The 19,349-nt window shown below is 42.4% G+C and carries 17 protein-coding genes; 8 read left to right on the top strand and 9 right to left on the bottom strand.

Going from position 1 to position 19,349, the window contains the following annotated elements; all coding sequences use genetic code 11:
* The first annotated feature begins 125 nt into the window (after positions 1–125).
* Complete coding sequence (locus tag ACAM39_RS10040) at positions 126–836, top strand: exonuclease domain-containing protein (protein ID WP_369627579.1); 711 nt, start codon at positions 126–128, stop codon at positions 834–836.
* Positions 837–880: 44 nt separating this feature from the next.
* Here ACAM39_RS10040 and hemJ read toward each other — a convergent pair whose 3' ends face one another.
* The 5 genes from hemJ to aciT all read right to left on the bottom strand — a co-directional run bounded on the left by hemJ (position 881) and on the right by aciT (position 6,021).
* Positions 881–1,324 (bottom strand): protoporphyrinogen oxidase HemJ, encoded by a 444-nt coding sequence (gene hemJ / locus ACAM39_RS10035; protein ID WP_369627578.1) that lies wholly within the window; start codon positions 1,322–1,324, stop codon positions 881–883.
* 106 nt (positions 1,325–1,430) lie between these two features.
* On the bottom strand, positions 1,431–2,582 hold the full coding sequence (locus ACAM39_RS10030) for an aminotransferase class I/II-fold pyridoxal phosphate-dependent enzyme (RefSeq protein WP_369627577.1): 1,152 nt from the start codon (positions 2,580–2,582) through the stop codon (positions 1,431–1,433).
* Positions 2,583–2,654: 72 nt separating this feature from the next.
* Positions 2,655–3,725, bottom strand: a complete 1,071-nt coding sequence (gene bioB / locus ACAM39_RS10025) for a biotin synthase BioB (protein WP_369627576.1) — start codon at positions 3,723–3,725, stop codon at positions 2,655–2,657.
* Between the two features lie 112 nt (positions 3,726–3,837).
* Positions 3,838–5,244: a hypothetical protein gene (locus tag ACAM39_RS10020; RefSeq protein WP_369627575.1), complete on the bottom strand. Its 1,407-nt coding sequence runs from the start codon at positions 5,242–5,244 to the stop codon at positions 3,838–3,840.
* A 342-nt stretch (positions 5,245–5,586) separates the two neighbouring features.
* A complete protein-coding gene (gene aciT, locus ACAM39_RS10015) occupies positions 5,587–6,021 on the bottom strand; it encodes an AciT family ciprofloxacin tolerance protein (RefSeq protein WP_369627574.1) in 435 nt (144 codons plus the stop codon).
* Between the two features lie 584 nt (positions 6,022–6,605).
* Here aciT and glyQ point away from each other — a divergent pair.
* From glyQ to ACAM39_RS09985, 6 genes are all read left to right on the top strand, one after another.
* A complete protein-coding gene (glyQ, locus tag ACAM39_RS10010) occupies positions 6,606–7,571 on the top strand; it encodes a glycine--tRNA ligase subunit alpha (RefSeq protein ID WP_369628605.1) in 966 nt (321 codons plus the stop codon).
* A gap of 248 nt (positions 7,572–7,819) precedes the next feature.
* On the top strand, positions 7,820–8,689 hold the full coding sequence (locus ACAM39_RS10005) for a sulfite exporter TauE/SafE family protein (protein WP_369627573.1): 870 nt from the start codon (positions 7,820–7,822) through the stop codon (positions 8,687–8,689).
* Between the two features lie 122 nt (positions 8,690–8,811).
* On the top strand, positions 8,812–10,914 hold the full coding sequence (gene glyS / locus ACAM39_RS10000; RefSeq protein ID WP_369627572.1) for a glycine--tRNA ligase subunit beta: 2,103 nt from the start codon (positions 8,812–8,814) through the stop codon (positions 10,912–10,914).
* A 446-nt stretch (positions 10,915–11,360) separates the two neighbouring features.
* Complete coding sequence (locus ACAM39_RS09995) at positions 11,361–12,728, top strand: hypothetical protein (protein ID WP_369627571.1); 1,368 nt, start codon at positions 11,361–11,363, stop codon at positions 12,726–12,728.
* A 230-nt stretch (positions 12,729–12,958) separates the two neighbouring features.
* Complete coding sequence (locus ACAM39_RS09990) at positions 12,959–14,245, top strand: O-acetylhomoserine aminocarboxypropyltransferase/cysteine synthase family protein (RefSeq protein WP_369627570.1); 1,287 nt, start codon at positions 12,959–12,961, stop codon at positions 14,243–14,245.
* A gap of 73 nt (positions 14,246–14,318) precedes the next feature.
* The gene (locus ACAM39_RS09985) at positions 14,319–14,822 is read left to right on the top strand and encodes a protein disulfide oxidoreductase (RefSeq protein WP_369627569.1); all 504 of its coding nucleotides are present in this window, start codon (positions 14,319–14,321) and stop codon (positions 14,820–14,822) included.
* A gap of 18 nt (positions 14,823–14,840) precedes the next feature.
* On the opposite strand, the gene ACAM39_RS09980 is transcribed toward ACAM39_RS09985, so the two are convergent.
* The 4 genes from ACAM39_RS09980 to msrB all read right to left on the bottom strand — a co-directional run bounded on the left by ACAM39_RS09980 (position 14,841) and on the right by msrB (position 18,384).
* Positions 14,841–15,635: an enoyl-CoA hydratase gene (locus ACAM39_RS09980; RefSeq protein ID WP_369627568.1), complete on the bottom strand. Its 795-nt coding sequence runs from the start codon at positions 15,633–15,635 to the stop codon at positions 14,841–14,843.
* 126 nt (positions 15,636–15,761) lie between these two features.
* Positions 15,762–16,640, bottom strand: a complete 879-nt coding sequence (gene tsf / locus ACAM39_RS09975; protein WP_007115804.1) for a translation elongation factor Ts — start codon at positions 16,638–16,640, stop codon at positions 15,762–15,764.
* 228 nt (positions 16,641–16,868) lie between these two features.
* Positions 16,869–17,642 carry a 30S ribosomal protein S2 gene (gene rpsB, locus ACAM39_RS09970; RefSeq protein ID WP_036597389.1) on the bottom strand — a complete coding sequence of 258 codons (774 nt, stop codon included), beginning with the start codon at positions 17,640–17,642 and terminating at the stop codon, positions 16,869–16,871.
* A gap of 271 nt (positions 17,643–17,913) precedes the next feature.
* Entirely contained in the window at positions 17,914–18,384 is a 471-nt protein-coding gene (gene msrB / locus ACAM39_RS09965; protein ID WP_369627567.1) for a peptide-methionine (R)-S-oxide reductase MsrB, read from the bottom strand.
* Between the two features lie 160 nt (positions 18,385–18,544).
* Between msrB and map the strand changes: the two genes are divergently transcribed.
* Entirely contained in the window at positions 18,545–19,330 is a 786-nt protein-coding gene (gene map / locus ACAM39_RS09960) for a type I methionyl aminopeptidase (RefSeq protein WP_062332270.1), read from the top strand.
* The last annotated feature ends 19 nt before the right edge of the window (positions 19,331–19,349 follow it).

Here is a 19,349-nt window from a genome sequence, read left to right as displayed (position 1 = left end):
TAAGATACTTAAAACCTAGGATAGCGAAAACTCAAGATACTGAAAACCTAACGAAGCTATCGCCAAATCGTGTATGATGATTGTCTACAACTGGTGAATTGAGCGATTTAGTAAGTTTTAAGGTTATGAGTAGTTATATTTTAGATACAGAAGCGCATGGATTGGTTGAGCCACATGCGACCGAAATTGCCTACATTGGCGTGGTGTTTAGTCCAGCAGACGAGTTGATACTACAGACCCACAACGCCTTTGAGCAGCGCTTTAACCCACACAAAAAAATTACTTTGGGCAGCCAAGCCATCACAGGCATTTTTGACGACGATGTGGCAGACAAGCCGCCGCATACTGATTTTCAGTTACCAAAAGACTGCGAGTATCTCATTGGGCACAATATCGACTTTGATGCTGACGTGCTCACCAATGCCAAATGTGATTTATCAAATATTAAGCGTATTTGCACTTTGGCACTGGCGCGGCATTTTTTTCCGCAGTTAGATAGCCATAGTTTGGGTGCGCTACTGTGTTTTTTTGAGCCGCAGGTTGCCAAAAAAAATATCAAATTCGCGCATGGTGCCAAATACGATATTTGGTTTACCTTTTTGGTATTAAAAGCTATCTGCTATCAGCATCACATCACCGATATGGCACAGCTGCATCAAGCCAGTGAACATGCCCGAAAACCCACGGTAATGCGCTTTGGCAAACATAAAGGGGTTGCTATTAAAGACTTGCCGCCTGATTATGTCGATTGGCTGCTCAAACAAGCTGACCTTGACCCGTATTTACACCTTGCGCTCACCGAAAATAGCGCAGGTAATCACAGCAACCTTCTATGATTGAACCCTTGCGCTATGATTTGACCCATGAAGTGCCAAAATGATTACGCGCCAAATTGCGGTTTAACAATCACCAAAATCACCACGGCGACCAAAATAAACACAGGCACCTCATTAAACCAACGCCAAAAAACATGGGTTTTATAGTTAGGATTGTCAATGAGTTTTAAGCGAAATCGACCGCAAGCTACATGATATACCGTCAACGCAATGACGCAGGCTAGCTTGATATGTAGCCAAACTTGGGTTTTATAACCGTCCCAATTGGGTAGCAACATACACAAGCCAAAAATCCAAGTGGCAATCATCGCAGGTGTCATGATGCCGCGATACAGTTTACGCTCCATCAATGCAAATCGCTCTTGACTGATTTTATCGGCGCTCATGGCATGATACACAAACAAGCGTGGTAGATAAAAAATCGCGGCAAACCAACACACCAATGAAATCACATGCCAGGCTTTAAACCATAAAAAATATTCTGTCATTGCTTACCCCGATGATGATGCAACTAAACAAGCTTACTCAAAATAAGCTTATTCTAAATCAGCTTACTCTAAATAAACTTGCCCTAAAAAAGTCTGCAAATAGCCGTTATTTTAAAGTCTGCATGATGGCAAGTAAATCCGAGATTTGTTGTTCGCTATGGCGAGCGCTTACGCAAAAGCGTAGCCGTGCTGTGCCTACAGGCACTGTAGGTGGACGGATTGCCGAGACCCAAAAACCGCGAGATTTTAATGCGTTGGCAAGCTGCAGGGTTCTATCATTATTGCCAATGACCACAGGAATAATGGCGGTGGTCGGTATTTGATTATCAATAGCTACTTGCCAATTTTGCTGCGATAGCCCTTGACTGAGCTGTTTAATGTTGGCAAGTAATTGCTCGCTGCGCAAAGTATCGGTGTGTGACATGGCTATGCTAGTTTCAGTCACGCTAGCAAGCACAGGGGGCATTGCCGTGGTGTAAATAAATGAACGGGCAAAATTGGTCACATAGTCAATCAACTCACTCGAACCTGCGACAAATGCGCCACTGGTACCTATCGCTTTACCAAAGGTACCGATATAGATATCCGCTTGCGGTTGGGCTTTTTTATAAGCTTGATAGGGCAAACCAAAACCGTGCGCATCATCTACCATCAAGGCGCACTCATAACGAGTACCTAACGCATACAGCGCATCCAAATCGGCAATGGTACCATCCATACTAAAAATATGATCGGTGACAATCAGTTTTTGCTTAGCGCTACTTTGCGACAGCAATTGTTCTAATTGGCTATAATTGCGATGCCCAAAACGCATGATTTTGGCACGGCTAAGGATTGCCCCATCGACAATGGAGGCATGATTGAGCTTATCACTAAAAATCACGCTGTCTTTACCACACAACGCTTGAATCACACCGACATTTGCCATATACCCTGTACTAAAAGTTAATGCCCGCTTATAGCCTGTCGCTTGGGCAAGCGTGGTATCCAACTGTTCATGCCAAAGCGTATGCCCCGTAATCAGGTGCGACGCGCCACTACCCACTTGCTGGATGATTTTTGCAGCTTGGCTAAACGCTTGTATAAGCTGCGGGTCGGTGGCAAGTCCCAAATAATCATTGCTGGCAAAGTTGACGTAGGTTTTGCCACCTATGTCAATGGTGGGCGTCACGCCATGACTAATAGGTATCAGTTGACGATACAGGTCTTTTTGGCGCTGTTCATCAAGGGCTGATTGAAGGGAAAAATTGGCTAACATACTGTTGAACTCTGTTAAAGCATCGTTAAAGCATCTAAGAAAAAACCGCCAATTCGGCGGTTTCTTGGCATATCAAACGACAGCCAAACTCCCGATGCGACCATTCATCGCATTGGTCACCGGAATTTGTCTAGGCTCGGCTTGTTCAAGCGTCAATCCTAAATCGGCAATCAACTGATCATCATGATTGGTGGTAGCATTATCGGTGGTCAATAAACGATTCCCATAAAAGAAAGAATTGGCACCTGCCATAAACAACATGGCTTGCTCGGCATCGGTTAAGCCTTCACGACCTGCGGCAATACGCACATAGCTGGTTGGGCAAGCAAGACGCGTGACAGCAATGGTGCGAATCCACTCAAGCACAGGCAAGCGCGTGCCTTGCAGCTGATCTGCAATCGGCGTGCCTCCAATGGGTACTAGCATATTGATTGGGACTGATTCAGGGGGTTTTGGCAGATTAGCCAGTTCTGTCAGCAGATTGATGCGGTCATCACGACTTTCACCCATACCGATGATACCACCTGAGCAAATATTAATGCCTGCTTGACGCACATGGTCAAGGGTAGTTAGACGGTCATCATAACTACGGGTGGAGACGATATGGTTATAGTACTCGCGTGATGTATCAAGGTTATGGTTATAATAATCCAATCCCGCCTCAGCAAGTACTTGCGCTTGGTTACCCGATAACATCCCAAGCGTCATGCAGGTTTCTAACCCTAATGCTTTAACTTCTTTAATCAGCTCAACCACATAGGGCATATCTCTATCGTTTGGGTGCTTCCATGCTGCACCCATACAAAAACGGCTAGAGCCAGCTGCTTTGGCTTTTTTGGCCTCGATAATCGCTTTTTGTACTTCGATTTTCTTTTCAGGTTGTAAGTCGGTGCTATGGTGTCCTGACTGTGAGCAATAGCCGCAATCTTCAGGACAATTGCCTGTTTTTATTGATAGCAGGGTGCTGATTTGTACCGCATTGGGTGGAAAGTGTTCGCGAAGTTTGTTTTGCGCGAGCAACAATAAATCCATCAAAGGTAATTCAAACCAAGCTTGGATTTGCTCACGAGTTGGGCGGCTTTGGGTGGTCAGTGTGGTGCCAATCGGTTGTTGTGATTGTTGAATTGCTAATAAGTCTGCCATGACAGCTATAATCCTAATTAAAACAAAACTTAAAATGATAAAAGGTGTCTCATCATACCAAAAAAAAACAACCACCTAAAGTGATTGTTTTTTATAATTTAATGACAATGGCTTATTTATCTTGAGAGCTATCACCACGGGTAATTGAAATATTGGTGATGGGTGATTTATCATCAGTGACTGCACTAGTTTTGACATTGTCGGCAATGACCTCATCAGACGCATGCTTTGCCTCAATTTCAGCCGATTTACGCAGTGCAGGCGTTAAGTTCTCATTATCGGCTGATTTAGCAAACACGTTGTCAGGACGGATGCTATCATCATCTGCCGTACTATCTTCAGCTTTAGCCGTACTATTTTTAGCCGCCTCATACTTCTCTTCGATGGCTTTGTTATCGGATGCGTCAGAATCACTGGCTGTTTCGTCGGTAAGCTTTTGCCTAACTTGTTCGACTTTATCTTTTGCCTCGCTGACTTTTTCTTTAGCTTCATCGTTTAGCGCATCTAGTTTGTCATCGGCTTGGGTTTTTAATTCTTCAACCTTTGATCTAGCATCATCTAGTTTTTCACCCGCCAAGCTTTTAACATCGGCTAATTTTTCAGCTGCTTGGTCTTTGACGTCTTCAAGCTTGGTTTTAGCATCGGCAAGTTTATCATCTTTGGCTGCTTTTGCTTCATCAAGCTTTTGAGTGGCAGTTTCTTTAGCGTCATCAATTTTATCAGCCGCTTGCGCTTTAGCTTCATCCAATTTTTCTTTGGTTTCGCCAAGTTTTTCGTTAGCGGTGTCTTTAATATCCGCTAATTTTTCGCTCGCATCTTCTTTAAGTGCATCGATTTTTCCTTTGGCTTCGGTTTTTAACTCATCAAATTTTTCCACCGCGTCATCTTTGATTTCAGCCGCTTTCGCTTTAAGGGTGTCTAATTTGCTTGCAGCTCCGGACTCGCTGTCAGCATTAACGTCTTTGGTATTTGATTCATTAAAGTATTTGCTACTACCAGATGCTTTACTTGCGCTCGCGCCCCCAATCATTGCTAGGGCTTTGCTGCAAAGTTCTTTGGCAAAAGGTGTGGCTTTTTCAATCAAGGGTTTTGCTTGTTCAACCACAGGTTTAAGTGGCTCAGGTACTTTTGGCACAATAAATTTTGCGATTTGGTTAAACCACATCAGCAGTGAATAATCACCCGACATTTTTAAATCGCCATTTTGGATGCCCGTCATAAATGCCGTCGCTTCACCTTTAGTGAGCAATTTCACACCCGTCATTGAGTCTTTAAAGGTAATCGTCAACGTTGGGTCTTTGGCTGGACCTGCATGTTGGCTAAAAGTACCGTTATTGATTTGGTAGTAACGTGACGTTTGTTCCGCGTCGCTGCCTAGTTGAATAGTAAAATTACGGTTTTCTAATAAGCCTTTAAATTTGTCATCGCCCATTTTGGCAAGTTGGGTTAAACGCAAGCCAACTGCAAACAATAATACGTCAAGGGGATCTGATTTGATTTGGGTTAATTGAGATAACATACGTGTCCTCCAAAATTATAGATTTTATAGATATTGCAATGCGCAAGGTCTTTAAATAAATGACGATACTTAAGTCACTCATTTCAAAGAAATTATAATTCGCTACTACAAAGAATTTAATAGCTTTGTTATACAATATATTATAAGGTCATCGATGCCAAGTTACAGTAATGTTTAACATATCAGTATCATTTTTTGTAATCGAAGCGTTTGATTTGTGTATTTAAGCAACGTTATACAGCGAACCTCTTACTTTTTTCAAACCAAAGCGCATAAAAAACCCACCAACATGATGGGTCAAATAATTTGCTACTAATTGGCAATAAGGGGATAGGGTTGTTATTACTGTTTTGAGTCAAACACAGAGGCATGACGAACAAAGTTTTGATGAAAATCGGTATCTTTTTCTAATACCACAGGACGATGACCGGCGCTCATTTGAACACTACTTTTTAACATAGCTTGGTTGGTAGCAACTTGACTTGTGGTTTTGTTGAACTTGGGTTTTCCATTTAACGCTATCACAATCGGAATCATCGATAAGCCAATTGCCGCCACATACGCATCTGTGCCAGTCAACGATGACAGCGTGACGACTGCCCAGTGCAGACCTTCCACCGAAATCCAGTACACCATACCCAACATAAAATAGCCCAATACAAAACGATAAGGGGTAAACGCAATCGCTAGCATACCGACAGTCACTAGAACGATTAAAAACAACCAATTAGAAGTTAACGACGTAGCAGCTAATAATAGACTTGCCGAAATAAGCATGGTTGACCTCATGAAAAGTTATTGAAAACAAATACTTAGGATAAATTAAGTAAAAGCTTGTATAGGTTATTATGGCGGTAAAAGATGAAAATTAAAAGTCAAAACCCAACTAAAACGACAATGGATGACGTATCAAATTTGGCTGATTTATCTCAAAAAAAAGCGATTAAAAAGGCTAAAACCTGCTAAAAAAAGGCAATAATCAATCGTCGAAATCTCTTGTTCAAGGGTAGCAGGAATTTTCGTAAATCTAGTAAAAAAGTGCTAAAATGCGGTAACTGATTTGTCGCGAAATGTATATTGTTTTAATACTTTGTAGTTTTGTCCACCGCTTAATTTGCTCAATAATCATGGCTATATATCTAGCTAAAAAATTGGATAAGTTTGCTATTTTGGGCGTTTTAAGTAAAAATATCGTTCGGCAATTGTACCGCCTATTTTAAGTGCTATTTGCGACGCAAAAAAATTTAAATTTTTAATGTGACTAATTAAAAAAACTGACGCTTTATCAAAATCACGTGGACAACTATTTTGATAAACACGGTTTGCCTAATCACCGACTATATAGTGGTAATTCTCGTATGATGACGTTTCAACAATTGATTTTAACTTTGCAAAATTATTGGGCAGAAAAAGGCTGTGTGGTGTTACAGCCTTACGATATGGAAATGGGTGCAGGCACGTTTCATACCGCCACTTTCTTACGAGCATTAGGTCCAGAACGTTGGCATGCCGCCTATGTACAGCCATCACGCCGTCCCACGGATGGTCGCTATGGCGACAACCCAAACCGGTTACAACATTATTATCAGTTCCAAGTGGTACTCAAACCCAATCCACCTGATATTCAAGAGTTATACTTGGGGTCACTCAAAGCGATTGGCATCGATACCTTAACGCATGATGTCCGCTTTGTAGAAGACAACTGGGAATCACCAACGCTTGGCGCATGGGGACTTGGTTGGGAAGTTTGGCTCAATGGCATGGAAGTTACTCAGTTTACTTACTTCCAGCAAGTCGGTGGTATTGAGTGTTTCCCAGTGACAGGAGAAATCACGTACGGTCTTGAGCGCCTTGCCATGTATATCCAAGGCGTGGACAGTGTGTATGACTTGGTATGGACGGATGGCGAATTTGGTCGTGTCACCTATGGTGATGTATTCCACCAAAATGAAGTAGAGCAATCGACCTACAACTTTGAACATGCCGATGTGGCAAAAATGTTTGAGTTGTTTGATTTTTATGAAAGCCAGGCCGACAAATTGGTCGGTCTTAATCTGCCGCTGCCTGCGTATGAAATGGTGCTTAAAGCGTCACATACTTTTAACTTGTTGGATGCGCGTGGGGCGATTTCGGTGACAGAGCGTCAGCGCTTTATCTTGCGTGTGCGCACCTTGGCGCGTAAGGTAGCACAAAGCTATGTAGAAAAGCGCGCCAAATTGGGATTCCCATTGGCGGATGACGCACATAAAGCGGATGCGTTAGAAAAATATCTACCAAAAGAAGCTATTTCAAAACAAGAGATTAAAGAAGTGGATAAATCACAATAGCTTCTGTCACACTGACGAAAAAATTTTCTTTGAACGGTCAAATTAAAAAGGGCAATAGATAGATAGTTTCTATTGCCTTTTTTCTTGCCTTATTTTATTGATTATTTTGTTGTCAACGTTAATAAAAAATATCAAATTATCAGAATATTCTAATCTCGCATATTTATATCAAAAATCGCCACAGGGAAACAACGCGCTATTCTACTACAATAGCCGCAGCAAGTAAGCCAGGTAACAAGGGGCGGTGAGTGGAACTTTATTTTATTTTAGCGGGTATTTTTGTCGGATTCTGCGTGGGTGTGACGGGTGTGGGCGGTGGGTCACTGATGACGCCGATTCTGATTTTACTGCTAAAAGTAGAGCCGCATATCGCTGTTGGCACCGATTTGCTATACGCCGCTATTTCCAAGTTTTTTGGTGGTGTGGTACATTTTAAAAAATCAAATGTCGTTTGGCCAATCGTGCTATGGCTAGCGATTGGTAGTATTCCAGCCTCTATTGTCACCAATTATCTCGTCGCTACTTACTTGGGTAATATTAATGCCATCAAACTAATCATGACCTTGATATTGGGCGTGATGTTGACCATTACCGGGATTTCGCTGATTTTTCGCAACCGTATCGAAGCGTTTTTTGACAGATACCGCAAAACTGACCAAACTGACAGTCTCACCTCCCAAATCCCCAAATATAAATTGGTGCTGATGGGCATATTGCTCGGGGTAGTAGTGACCTTATCGTCGGTTGGGGCAGGGGCATTTGGTGTCATGGCGCTGGTACTGATTTTTCCCCAATTGCCACTCATTCGTATCATCGGCTCGGATGTGGTACATGCGGTGCTATTAACCTTGGTCGCAGGTCTCGGACATTTGCTGTCAGGCAGTGTGGATTTTCACATGCTGACCTTTTTGCTCATTGGCGCGATTCCTGCCATTATTGTAGGGACATTATTGAGCAGTAAACTGCCTGAGAAAAAATTGCGCCCGATTTTAGGGGTAACGCTGTTGTTGTTAGGGATTAACTTTGTGGTCAATCCTGCCAAAGCCAAACCAAAAGCGGCGGTCAATACGCCAGTCGCCACAACCGCTGTAACAACTTCGGCAAGCGCCCGTCAATAAGTTTAATTTTCGTTTTACGATGATGGTTTTCTTGATTTGCCCCGCTGATGGGGCATTTTTATGGCTTAAATTTCTGCTATAATCGCCTATATTTACCCTATTTGAATCAACAAGGCTTTAGCATGTCTACTATTTTATTTGAACTTGGCACCGAAGAATTGCCCCCAAAAAATCTAAAAACATTGCGCGATGCACTTAACGACCATGTCACCCAAGCGCTAAAAGATGCCAATATTCGCTTTGATACCATTAAAAGCTTTGCCGCCCCGCGTCGTCTTGCCTTACAGATTCAAGGAATTAGTGAAAAACAGCCCGATAAAATCGAACAAAAACGCGGTCCTGCAGTCAAAGCTGCCTATGATAAGGACGGTAATCCAACCAAAGCGGCACAAGGGTTTGCCCAAGGCTTGGGTATTGACGTCAAGGATTTGATTACCATCAAAGGTGATAAAGGCGATTATATCGGCTATGAAATGAATGTCATCGGTCAGCCTGTGGCTGAGTTACTGCCGAGTATTTTTCAAAAAGCCTTAGATGAGTTGCCGATTGCCAAACGTATGCGCAGTGGCGCAGAGCGTTCTGAGTTTGTTCGCCCTGTCAAATGGTTGGTGCTACTAAAAGACGACCAAGTGCTGCCAGCGACGATTCAAGGATTAACGTCGGGTGAGACAGGATCCCACGGCGTTGAATTGGGTCGTTATAGTCTTGGACATCGTTTCCATCATCCTGATAGGGTTAGAATTGACACGGCGGACAGCTATGAGCAAAACCTTGCCGAGGCACACGTCATTGCTGATTTTGACAAACGCCAACAACAGATTAAAGCGCAAGTCCAACAGCTTGCCGATGAAGTAGGGGCGACCGCTATCGTACCGCAAGATTTGCTTGATGAAGTCACTGCGTTGGTCGATTATCCAGTAGCGCTACGCGCAAGCTTTGAGCCACGATTTTTACAAGTGCCGCAAGAGGCCTTGATTAGTACCATGCAGGCGGATCAAAAATATTTTTGTTTGACTGACAGCCAAGGTAAATTACAGCCTTATTTTATTTTTATCAGTAACATCGACAGTAAAGATAAAGCGCAAGTGATTGCCGGTAATGAAAAAGTAGTGCGTCCACGCCTTGCCGATGCTGAGTTTTTCTTTTTACAAGACCAAAAACAGCCATTGTTTGCGCTGACTGAAAACCTAAAAACCCGCGTATTCCAAGATAAGTTAGGGACAATTTGGGAAAAATCTGAGCGTATTGCCAAGCTAGCTGCCTTTATTGCTACCCAAATTGGCGAAGACGTTGAGCAAACGGCACGGGCAGGCTTGCTGTCAAAAGCAGACCTTGCCAGTACCTTGGTGGGTGAGTTTCCAGAATTGCAAGGCGTGGCAGGGACTTACTACGCGCGTTTAAATCAAGAGCCAGAAGCGGTGGCGGCGGCAATTGAAGAGCAATATCTGCCAAAATTTAGCGGTGATAAATTACCGGCGACCAACATTGGCACAGCGCTGGCATTAGCAGATCGTTTGGATACGCTGGTCGGTATTTTTGGCATTGACCAAGCGCCAACGGGTTCAAAAGACCCGTTTAGTCTGCGCCGCGCGGCGATTGGGGTACTGCGTATTTTGATTGAGAAACAACTGCCATTAAATCTGGTAGTATTGCTTGAGCAAGCTTTATTGGGTTATGTAGGCAAAATTGACGACTTACCAAAAACGTTCAAACAAGTGATGGCGTTTATTAATTCGCGCTACCGTGCTATGTATGAAGACCAAGGCGTGAGCGTGGATACAATTATGGCGGTACAAGCGCTACAACCGCAACTGCCAATGGACTTTGACCATCGCATCAAAGCAGTCCAAGCCTTCCGTGATTTGCCACCCGCCAAACAACTTGCCGAGGCCAATAAACGCGTTGCCAATATTTTAGCCAAGGCTGAGAGTGAGATTGTAACCCAAGTACAGACGGCTTATTTACAAGAACCTGCCGAAAAAGCATTGTATCAAACAGTGCAAACTGCAGCGCAAAGTATTGAGCCCCACCAACACACTGACAACGCCAACTACACCCAGATTTTACAATCGCTAGCGACATTGCAGCAGCCATTGGATGACTTCTTTGAGCAGGTGATGGTGAATAGTGAAGATGCTAACCTCAAAGCCAATCGGTTGGCGTTGCTAAAAAAAGTGCGTGGGTTGTTTTTAACGGTTGCAGATATCAGTGAGTTACAGCTATAAGCTAATTTAGACACGAGTCAACGCTTTAGTCATATGGCTTCGATACTATTGCTTCGATACTATGGCTTTAATACCCCTGCTTTAATATCATTGGTTAAACCCATACTGACAACGGTCATTATGGGTTTTTTTACAAGCTAAAGATACTTTTACGCTTGTTTTTGCTAAATTGGCAGGCTAGTTTACGCGTATTTGATACTATTTTAAGGATGTTTTTGTCTGAATTGCTCTTTAGGGTTTAGGATGGTATAAACAGTATAACCAAGTTCAAAGCTTTTGGTAAATTGTGTATTTAACGGTGGGGTTTTAGCTATTATTTATTTTTTTTAATTTATCTTTTCTAATTTATCTTGGTATAGGGTAATTACGTGAAAGTCAGCAATAACGATAGCTTGTTTCGATATATGGTACGTACCAAAAGGTATCGGCTTCTTTTACGAAGCTTAGTGTTGCTGTCTTTGTTTGTGCTATCGTTCGTGATTATCAATGTATATATTGCGCGCTTCTTGACCCAGTCTACCCAGCATATGGATATCATCGGCAACATCAGTGATTTGACGCTTGAGATAGCAACCGGTGCGCAGTATCTAACGATAACGCCGCACAACGATAGTCAACAAATCATTGAAACCTTACAAAAACAGGCGGCTGAGTTAGACGGTTATATGGCACAGTTGTCCCGCTATCCAAAGCAAGAAACGGCAATGGATGAATTTGCCATTATTTGGCAAGACTATCGCCAAAGAATCGCGCAAATCTCTGAGCAAGATGAAAAAGGCAAAGTTGAATTGGCTGAATTTGCTTATCATAACCAAGCCAAAATTTGGTCGTTGATGAATATTGGCTATGACACTTATCTCAATGACACCTACCGTACCGCAGATTATTCGCGATACTTGACCTACTGCAGTTTTTTTGCCTTGATAGCCTATATCATCTTTTTTATCCATTACACCATCAGACAGATGTATTACGATGACGTGGCGATTGATAAAGCGCAGACTGATATGCGCGATATCATGAACACAGTCAAAAAAGGCTTGTTTCTCATCGATGATAAAATGGTCATTGGTGAGCATTATTCTAAAAAACTAGAGCAGTTATTGGGGCGCAAGCAGTTAGCTGGTCTGACATTACCCCAGCTGTTACAAAATATGGTCAGCGAAAAAGATATCAGAGCGACACAGCATTTTATCAATTACCTGTACCAATCCAACGTGGATGAAGAGTTGATTCAAGATATCAACCCACTTAAAACAGTCGAATTGATTTTTTTAGATGAAACAGGCGTTACCAACAAGAAATACCTGCATTTTGAATTTTTACGGGTAGTGAAGAGCGCCAATAAAAAATCCATTCATCTATTTGTCAGCGTGGTAGATATTACCGAAACGGTGCTTTTAACAAAGCAAATCGATAAGGTAAAAGATGAATACCATAAATTTATCAGCCGTGCCGTCTATCTATTAAGTTTAGATACACAAACAGTTGATGATTTTATTGCCACCAAAAAAGCCACTGTTGCGGCTATAACCGATATCTTATATGGTCAGGTATTGGACAAAGAGCATTTAGTGACGAAAGCCAAGACCTTGCTAACAGTGACACAAACACTAGCAGATGATACCCAAGTTTTACGTCTCAAACAATATGATGATGTTGTCAATAGTTTGGTGTATGAGCTAAAGCGTTTAACGCGGTTATCCCATATTCAAACCAATGATTTTACTAGCTTTATGCTTAAACTTGATTCCTATCAAGAAATGTTGAGTTTAACTGAACATTTAATCAATGAACAAGCCGAGCAAGCCTGATGGGTTATCTACAAAAAATTAAAACTTCCATTAGCTATAGTTTACGACATACTATCTTACATCTGTGTTAAACGCGGGTTTTTAAACGCCAATTCACCACGAATCGATATTCCAAAAAACAGCATTAATGTTCCAATAATGCTCTATTGTGAATTTGCAAAACTGATTAGTAACTCGTTACAATGCAAAAGAGATTTTTTTGCTAATTAAACTAAATTCAAGGAATATATATGAGCCCACCGCATCGCCCAGAAACGCTCGCTATTCATGCAGGGTACGAACCAGAACCAACCACCAAAGCTGTCGCTGTCCCTATCTACCACACCAGTTCGTATGCCTTTGATAACACCCAACACGGTGCTGACCTTTTTGATCTTAAAGTTGCTGGTAATATCTATACCCGCATCATGAACCCAACCAACGCGGTGCTTGAAGCGCGTATGGCAGCGTTAGAAGGCGGCATCGGTGCATTGACGGTGGCATCCGGGATGGCGGCGATTACTTATACCATCCAAACGCTATGTGAGGCAGATGATAACATCGTCTCAGTATCAACTTTGTATGGCGGTACTTACAACTTATTTGCTCATGCGTTGCCACGTCAAGGTATCGAAGTGCGTTTCTTTGATTATACCCAACCAGAGACCTTGGTTGATTTGATTGATGAACGTACTAAATTGGTATTTGGCGAAAGTATCGGTAATCCATTGGGTAACGTGCTGGACATCGCAAAAATTAGCGAATTTGCCCATAGCAAAGGCGTACCTGTGGTGATTGATAACACCGTCGCCACGCCAACATTGTGCCGTCCATTTGAGCATGGTGCTGATATTGTGATTCATTCATTGACCAAATATGTGAGTGGTTCGGGCACGTCGGTGGGTGGGGTGATTATCGATAGTGGCAAATTTGATTGGGGCGCTCACAAAGAACGTTTCGCGATTTTAAATACCCCAGATGCCAGCTATCATGGTGTCAATTTTGTCGAAGCCATGGGTGCTGCGGCGTTTATTGCCCGCGCACGCGTTGCGCCCTTACGTAATACCGGTGCGGCACTAAGTCCAATGAACGCTTGGCAAATTATGCTTGGGCTAGAGACGTTAGCCTTGCGTATGGAGCGACATTGCCAAAATGCCCAAGCCGTGGCAGAATTTTTAAACCATCATCCGCAAGTGGCTTGGGTCAAGTACGCAGGATTAACCGACCATCCAGAGCATAAGCTTGCGCAAACATACTTTGGTGGTAAGCCATCAGCGATTCTAACCTTTGGATTAAAGGGCGGTCGTGAAGCAGGGGCGAAGTTCATTGATGCGCTACAATTAATTACCCGACTGGTCAATATCGGTGATGCCAAGTCACTCGCTTGCCACCCTGCAACTACCACGCACCGCCAATTAAATGCTGAAGAGTTGCAAAAAGCAGGCGTTAGCGAAGACATGATTCGTTTATCCATTGGTATTGAACATATTGATGACATCAAAGCTGACCTTGAGCAAGCGTTAGCCGCAGCCAAATAATCTATTCAAATAAAAAGCGAGGATTAAGCTCGTTTTTTATTTGGACCAAATTTTTTAGATCAGAAAAATGCGAATGATAACCAAAAAAATTGGATTATGGGTAAAAAGTGTTGCCATATATGCCTTGGTGTTTATCGCTATCTATAATGTGGTTAATTGGTGGCGACAACCCGTGATGCCAGCCAATCCTGTTTTGCAATTTACTACCATTCACGGTCAAACCATCGATTTGCAACAAATGAGTCAACAGCGACCTATTTTGGTGTATTTTTGGGGTAGTTGGTGTGGCGTATGTCGCCAAACCTCACCCAGTGTGGATAAACTGGCAAAATCAGCGGATTATCCTGTGGTGAGCGTCGCAGTGAATTCAGGCGAGCCAAATGAAGTGCAACAATACTTAAGTCAACATGGGTGGCAATTTGTAACGATAAATGATGAAGATGGCAAAATTTTCACAGACTGGCAGGGACAAGTGACGCCATCTTTCATCATTTTAAAAGATGGCAAAATGGTACAAGGTCTGACGGGGGTTCATCCAGCGTGGGAACTAAAATTGCGACTGTGGCTATTACGATAATATTTATTACGACAACATTTACTTGCCCTGCCAAACTGGAGGACGTTTGGCAATAAACGCATCTATGCCTTCTTGGGCATCTGCCGCCATCATATTATCCGCCATGGTACAGCTAGCAAATTCATACGCTTGTTCGATAGGCATATTTAATTGTTGATAGAACATTTGCTTACCCACTCTTACCGCTAAAGGTGATTTATCTAAGATATGTTGGGCTAGCTGCTTGACACAGTCATCAAGTTTATCACTTGCGACAGCATGATTAATTAGTCCAAACTGCACCGCTTTTTCTGCACTGATAAACTCACCTGTCATCAGCATTTCAAAGGCTTGTTTGGTAGGTAGGTTACGACTAATTGCTACTGCGGGTGTTGAGCAGAATAAACCCACCCGAATTCCTGACGTAGCAAACATCGCAGTATTGGCAGCAACAGCCATATCACAGGTGGCAACTAACTGACAACCAGCTGCAGTCGCAAGTCCTCGTACTTTAGCTATTACAGGTTGCGGCAGTTGCAAAATTTGCTGCATGACGCTACTGCAACGGGTGAATAGTTGCTGCTGATACTCGTGCTCAGGATTGGCACGCATTTGTTTGAGATTGTGTCCTGAGCAAAATGCCTTGCCATTGGCAGCCACTACCACCACTCGCACGTTGTCATCGTTGGCTATTTGGGTCAGATGTTGGGACAAGGCAGTCAGCATTTCTTCTGATAGCACGTTGTATTCTTGTGGACGATTGAGTGTAAGCGTGGTCAATCCATTATTATCGCTGCGTAAGACATAATCAGTATCTGAGTTTATAGCGATCATTTTTACATCCTTGTAAATGTTATTAATCATTTTATCCTAACACAATTGATTATTCTGAAGCCAAAAAAAATACCCCAAATTTATGGGGTATTTTTAACAAGTTAACCGCTCAGCGGTTGTCGCTTATTATTTAGCTGCTGCTGCTTGAGCTGCCGCCACTTCTTCAGCGAAGTTTTCTTGTTTTTTCTCGATGCCTTCACCCACTTCTAAGCGTTTGAATGCTTTAACCGTCATACCTTCAGATTTTAATATATCGCCAACTTTTTTCTCGTTGTCGATAACGTAAGGTTGGTTCAACAAAGTCACTTCGTTCAAGTACTTTTGTAGACCACCGGTAATCATTTTTTCAATCACGGCGTCTGGTTTGCCAGATTCTTTCGCTTTCGCTTCGATGATGTCTTTTTCACGTGCTAGCGTATCAGCAGGTACATTGGCTTCATCAACAGCGATTGGGTTGAATGCCGCAACTTGCATCGCTACATGTTTTGCGGTGTCAGCGTTACCGCCTTCAACAGAAACCACTACACCAATACGAATACCGTGACGGTAAGAGGCTAGGTTGTCACCTTCAATCACTTCTGCACGACGTACTTGGATGTTTTCACCGATTTTTTGTACGAGCTCAACACGGGCTTCTTCAACCGTTTGACCGTCGCCATACGGCAATGCAGAGATAGCCGCTACATCAGTGGTATTGTTGGCAAGTGCAAGTTCAGCTACTTTGTTTGCAAATGCGGTGAAGTTAGCATCTTTTGCCACGAAGTCAGTTTGACAGTTTACTTCAAGTAGTAAGGCTTTGTTACCTTCTTGGGCAATAATGATAGCGCCATCAGCAGCAATGTTACCTGCTTTTTTAGCAGCTTTTGCTTGACCTGATTTACGCAGGTTATCGATTGCGGTTTCGATGTCGCCGTCTGCTTCTTGCAGGGCTTTTTTACATTCCATCATACCAAGACCTGTACGGTCACGTAATTCTTTTACCAGTTTTGCACTAATTTCTGCCATGAGATACCTCAATTGATTATCATTATAGATGAGAATTGGGTTGTTTATTGTCTAAACAGTTGGAAATTAAAGGACAAAAATGGGTGATTTTTGCCCTTTAATATTACGCTACAAATTCGAATTTTTAGAAACCAATTTTGTGTTTACCCATCAAAGTTAGTTTACAAAATTTTGATGACAGTATCATAACAACTTAAGTAATGCGCTGCTATGATACTGCGGTAACCCTTATTCTGCCACAGCTTCTGCTGGTGCTTCAGTTACTGCTTCTTCTTGATTTGCTGCTTTGCCGCCTTGAGTTTTAGCGTATTCTTTACCAGCGATAATTGCATCTGCAACCGCTGATACGTATAGCGTTACCGCACGAATCGCATCGTCATTGGCAGGAATGACATAATCTACGTCATCTGGGTTTGAGTTTGTATCAACGATACCAATGACAGGGATACCTAAGTTTTTTGCTTCTTTGATTGCAATCGCTTCATGGTCAACGTCAACCACAAAAATTGCATCAGGTAAACCATTCATGTTTTTGATACCGCCTAACGCACGCTCAAGTTTTTCCATTTCACGAGTACGCTCTAACGCTTCACGTTTGGTAAGCTTAGCAAACGTACCGTCTTCAGCTTGTTTTTCGTATTCTTTTAAACGAGTAATTGACTGACGGATGGTTTTCCAGTTGGTTAACATACCACCTAACCAGCGATGGTCAACATAAGGCATACCAGCGCGAGCCGCTTGTTCGCTAATAACGTTGCTTGCTGCACGTTTAGTACCAACAAATAGTACTTTATTGCCACGCGCTGCTTCACGGTTAACGAAGTTTAGTGCTTCGTTCATCGCTTTAACGGTATGCTCAAGGTTAATGATGTGGATTTTGTTACGTGCACCAAAAATAAATTTGCCCATTTTTGGATTCCAAAAACGAGTTTGGTGACCAAAGTGTGCACCGGCTTCTAAAAGATCACGCATTGAAACTTGGGTAGGATTAGCTGACGCCATGAGATTTCCTTAAGTAAAGTTGGGTTATGCCTCCACATTACCGATTAAGCCGATTTGCAAACACGCATCAAAATCTACAGGATTTTAATTAATCAAATTTGCAAACACCCAGCTTAACTCTTATCAAGCTTTTTAGCTTGAAATTAGCAATGTGTGTGTCATGTTAGTAAATAAAAAAAGCAATTTGCCATTTCAAGATAAAATGACAAACTGCTATTTTAACACATTTTTATATGGTTAAGCTATATGTTTTAGCAAAATCACATGGCGATTATTCAACCAATCCAATTAAGTCACCATAACCTTCTTGTTCCATCTCGTTCACAGGGATGAAACGTAGCGACGCGCCATTGATGCAATAGCGCACGCCGCCAAGCTCAGGAAGACCATCATTAAACACATGGCCTAAATGTGAATCGCCAACACGGCTACGCACTTCAGTACGTCGCATACCGTGACTGTCATCAAACAATTCACTGATTACTGCTGTATCAATCGGTTTACTAAAGGCGGGCCAACCACAACCTGAGTCATACTTGTCTGATGAGCTAAAAAGCGGCTCACCACTCACAATATCCACATAGATACCACGTTCAAATTGGTGGTCATATTCATGGCTAAAAGGGCGTTCGGTGCCGTTTTGCTGTGTCACATAATATTGCTCATCAGTCAAATTTGCCTTGATTTCAGCTTCAGAAGGTCTTACATACTTCTGTATATCGATATTAATTGAATTAGCCATAGACGTTTCTAACCCTTGTTGTCATTGTAGAACATCACAATAGTTACAACCCGTCCAAAATTCAAGTAACAACTGTTTAAACAAATAGTAGTTTTGTGAAAAAGGCGAAAAGGGCTATAATACGTCTTCTTAAATTTTTGCAAAATCAGATAATTATTGTATGAAAACACTATTAAATAACCCTGAAGCCGTTGAAAAAATGCGCGTCGCTGGTAAATTAGCCGCCGACGTTTTAGTGATGTTAGATGAATATGTCAAAGAAGGTGTAACGACAGGGGCATTAGATAAGCTTGCCCATGACTATATTGTCGATGTCCAAAAAGCCATTCCTGCCAATGTCGGCTATCATGGCTACCAGCATACGCTTTGTACTTCAATCAACCATGTGGTTTGTCATGGTATTCCCGATGACAGTCGTATCCTAAAAGATGGCGATATCGTCAATATCGATGTCACAGTGATAAAAGATGGCTATCATGGTGATACTTCAAAAATGTGGATTATTGGTGAAGGCTCTATCATGGCGCAGCGTATCTGCAAAATTGCCCAAGACGCACTATATGCAGGGATGAAAGCCGTTCGCAATGGCGCCTATGTAGGCGATATTGGCGCAGCGATTCAAGCGGTGGCTGAGCCAGAGCGTTTTAGCGTAGTAAGAGAATATTGCGGACATGGTATTAGTGACGTATACCATGATGAACCACAAATTCTGCACTATGGTAAAAAAAATACCGGTCTACAACTGACGACAGGCATGACATTTACCATTGAACCAATGATTAACCAAGGTGTATGGCAAACCAAAACCTTACCCGATAAATGGACGGTAATTACTAAAGACCGTAAATTGTCCGCCCAATGGGAACACACACTGATGGTCACTGAAAACGGCTGTGAAGTGTTTACCAAGCGTCCAGAAGAAGATTTGAGTTTTTTAAATAGTTAAAATATGAATAAAATCATCA

The sequence above is a fragment of the Moraxella sp. K02 genome (assembly GCF_041154755.1).
Taxonomy (GTDB): domain Bacteria; phylum Pseudomonadota; class Gammaproteobacteria; order Pseudomonadales; family Moraxellaceae; genus Faucicola.
The sequence above is the reverse complement of the archived record's forward strand: the minus strand, read 5'-3'. Positions and strand labels throughout refer to the sequence as shown.

Bases quoted from the DNA above. Each gene is read 5' to 3' on its own strand.
- glyQ (WP_369628605.1), top strand. From the start codon at position 6,606: ATGACGTTTCAACAATTGATTTTAACTTTGCAAAATTATTGGGCAGAA.
- ACAM39_RS09985 (WP_369627569.1), top strand. From the start codon at position 14,319: ATGATAACCAAAAAAATTGGATTATGGGTAAAAAGTGTTGCCATATAT.
- glyS (WP_369627572.1), top strand. From the start codon at position 8,812: ATGTCTACTATTTTATTTGAACTTGGCACCGAAGAATTGCCCCCAAAA.
- map (WP_062332270.1), top strand. From the start codon at position 18,545: ATGAAAACACTATTAAATAACCCTGAAGCCGTTGAAAAAATGCGCGTC.
- hemJ (WP_369627578.1), bottom strand. From the start codon at position 1,324: ATGACAGAATATTTTTTATGGTTTAAAGCCTGGCATGTGATTTCATTG.
- tsf (WP_007115804.1), bottom strand. From the start codon at position 16,640: ATGGCAGAAATTAGTGCAAAACTGGTAAAAGAATTACGTGACCGTACA.
- ACAM39_RS09990 (WP_369627570.1), top strand. From the start codon at position 12,959: ATGAGCCCACCGCATCGCCCAGAAACGCTCGCTATTCATGCAGGGTAC.
- ACAM39_RS10040 (WP_369627579.1), top strand. From the start codon at position 126: ATGAGTAGTTATATTTTAGATACAGAAGCGCATGGATTGGTTGAGCCA.
- msrB (WP_369627567.1), bottom strand. From the start codon at position 18,384: ATGGCTAATTCAATTAATATCGATATACAGAAGTATGTAAGACCTTCT.
- ACAM39_RS10030 (WP_369627577.1), bottom strand. From the start codon at position 2,582: ATGTTAGCCAATTTTTCCCTTCAATCAGCCCTTGATGAACAGCGCCAA.
- aciT (WP_369627574.1), bottom strand. From the start codon at position 6,021: ATGCTTATTTCGGCAAGTCTATTATTAGCTGCTACGTCGTTAACTTCT.
- ACAM39_RS10020 (WP_369627575.1), bottom strand. From the start codon at position 5,244: ATGTTATCTCAATTAACCCAAATCAAATCAGATCCCCTTGACGTATTA.
- bioB (WP_369627576.1), bottom strand. From the start codon at position 3,725: ATGGCAGACTTATTAGCAATTCAACAATCACAACAACCGATTGGCACC.
- ACAM39_RS09980 (WP_369627568.1), bottom strand. From the start codon at position 15,635: ATGATCGCTATAAACTCAGATACTGATTATGTCTTACGCAGCGATAAT.
- rpsB (WP_036597389.1), bottom strand. From the start codon at position 17,642: ATGGCGTCAGCTAATCCTACCCAAGTTTCAATGCGTGATCTTTTAGAA.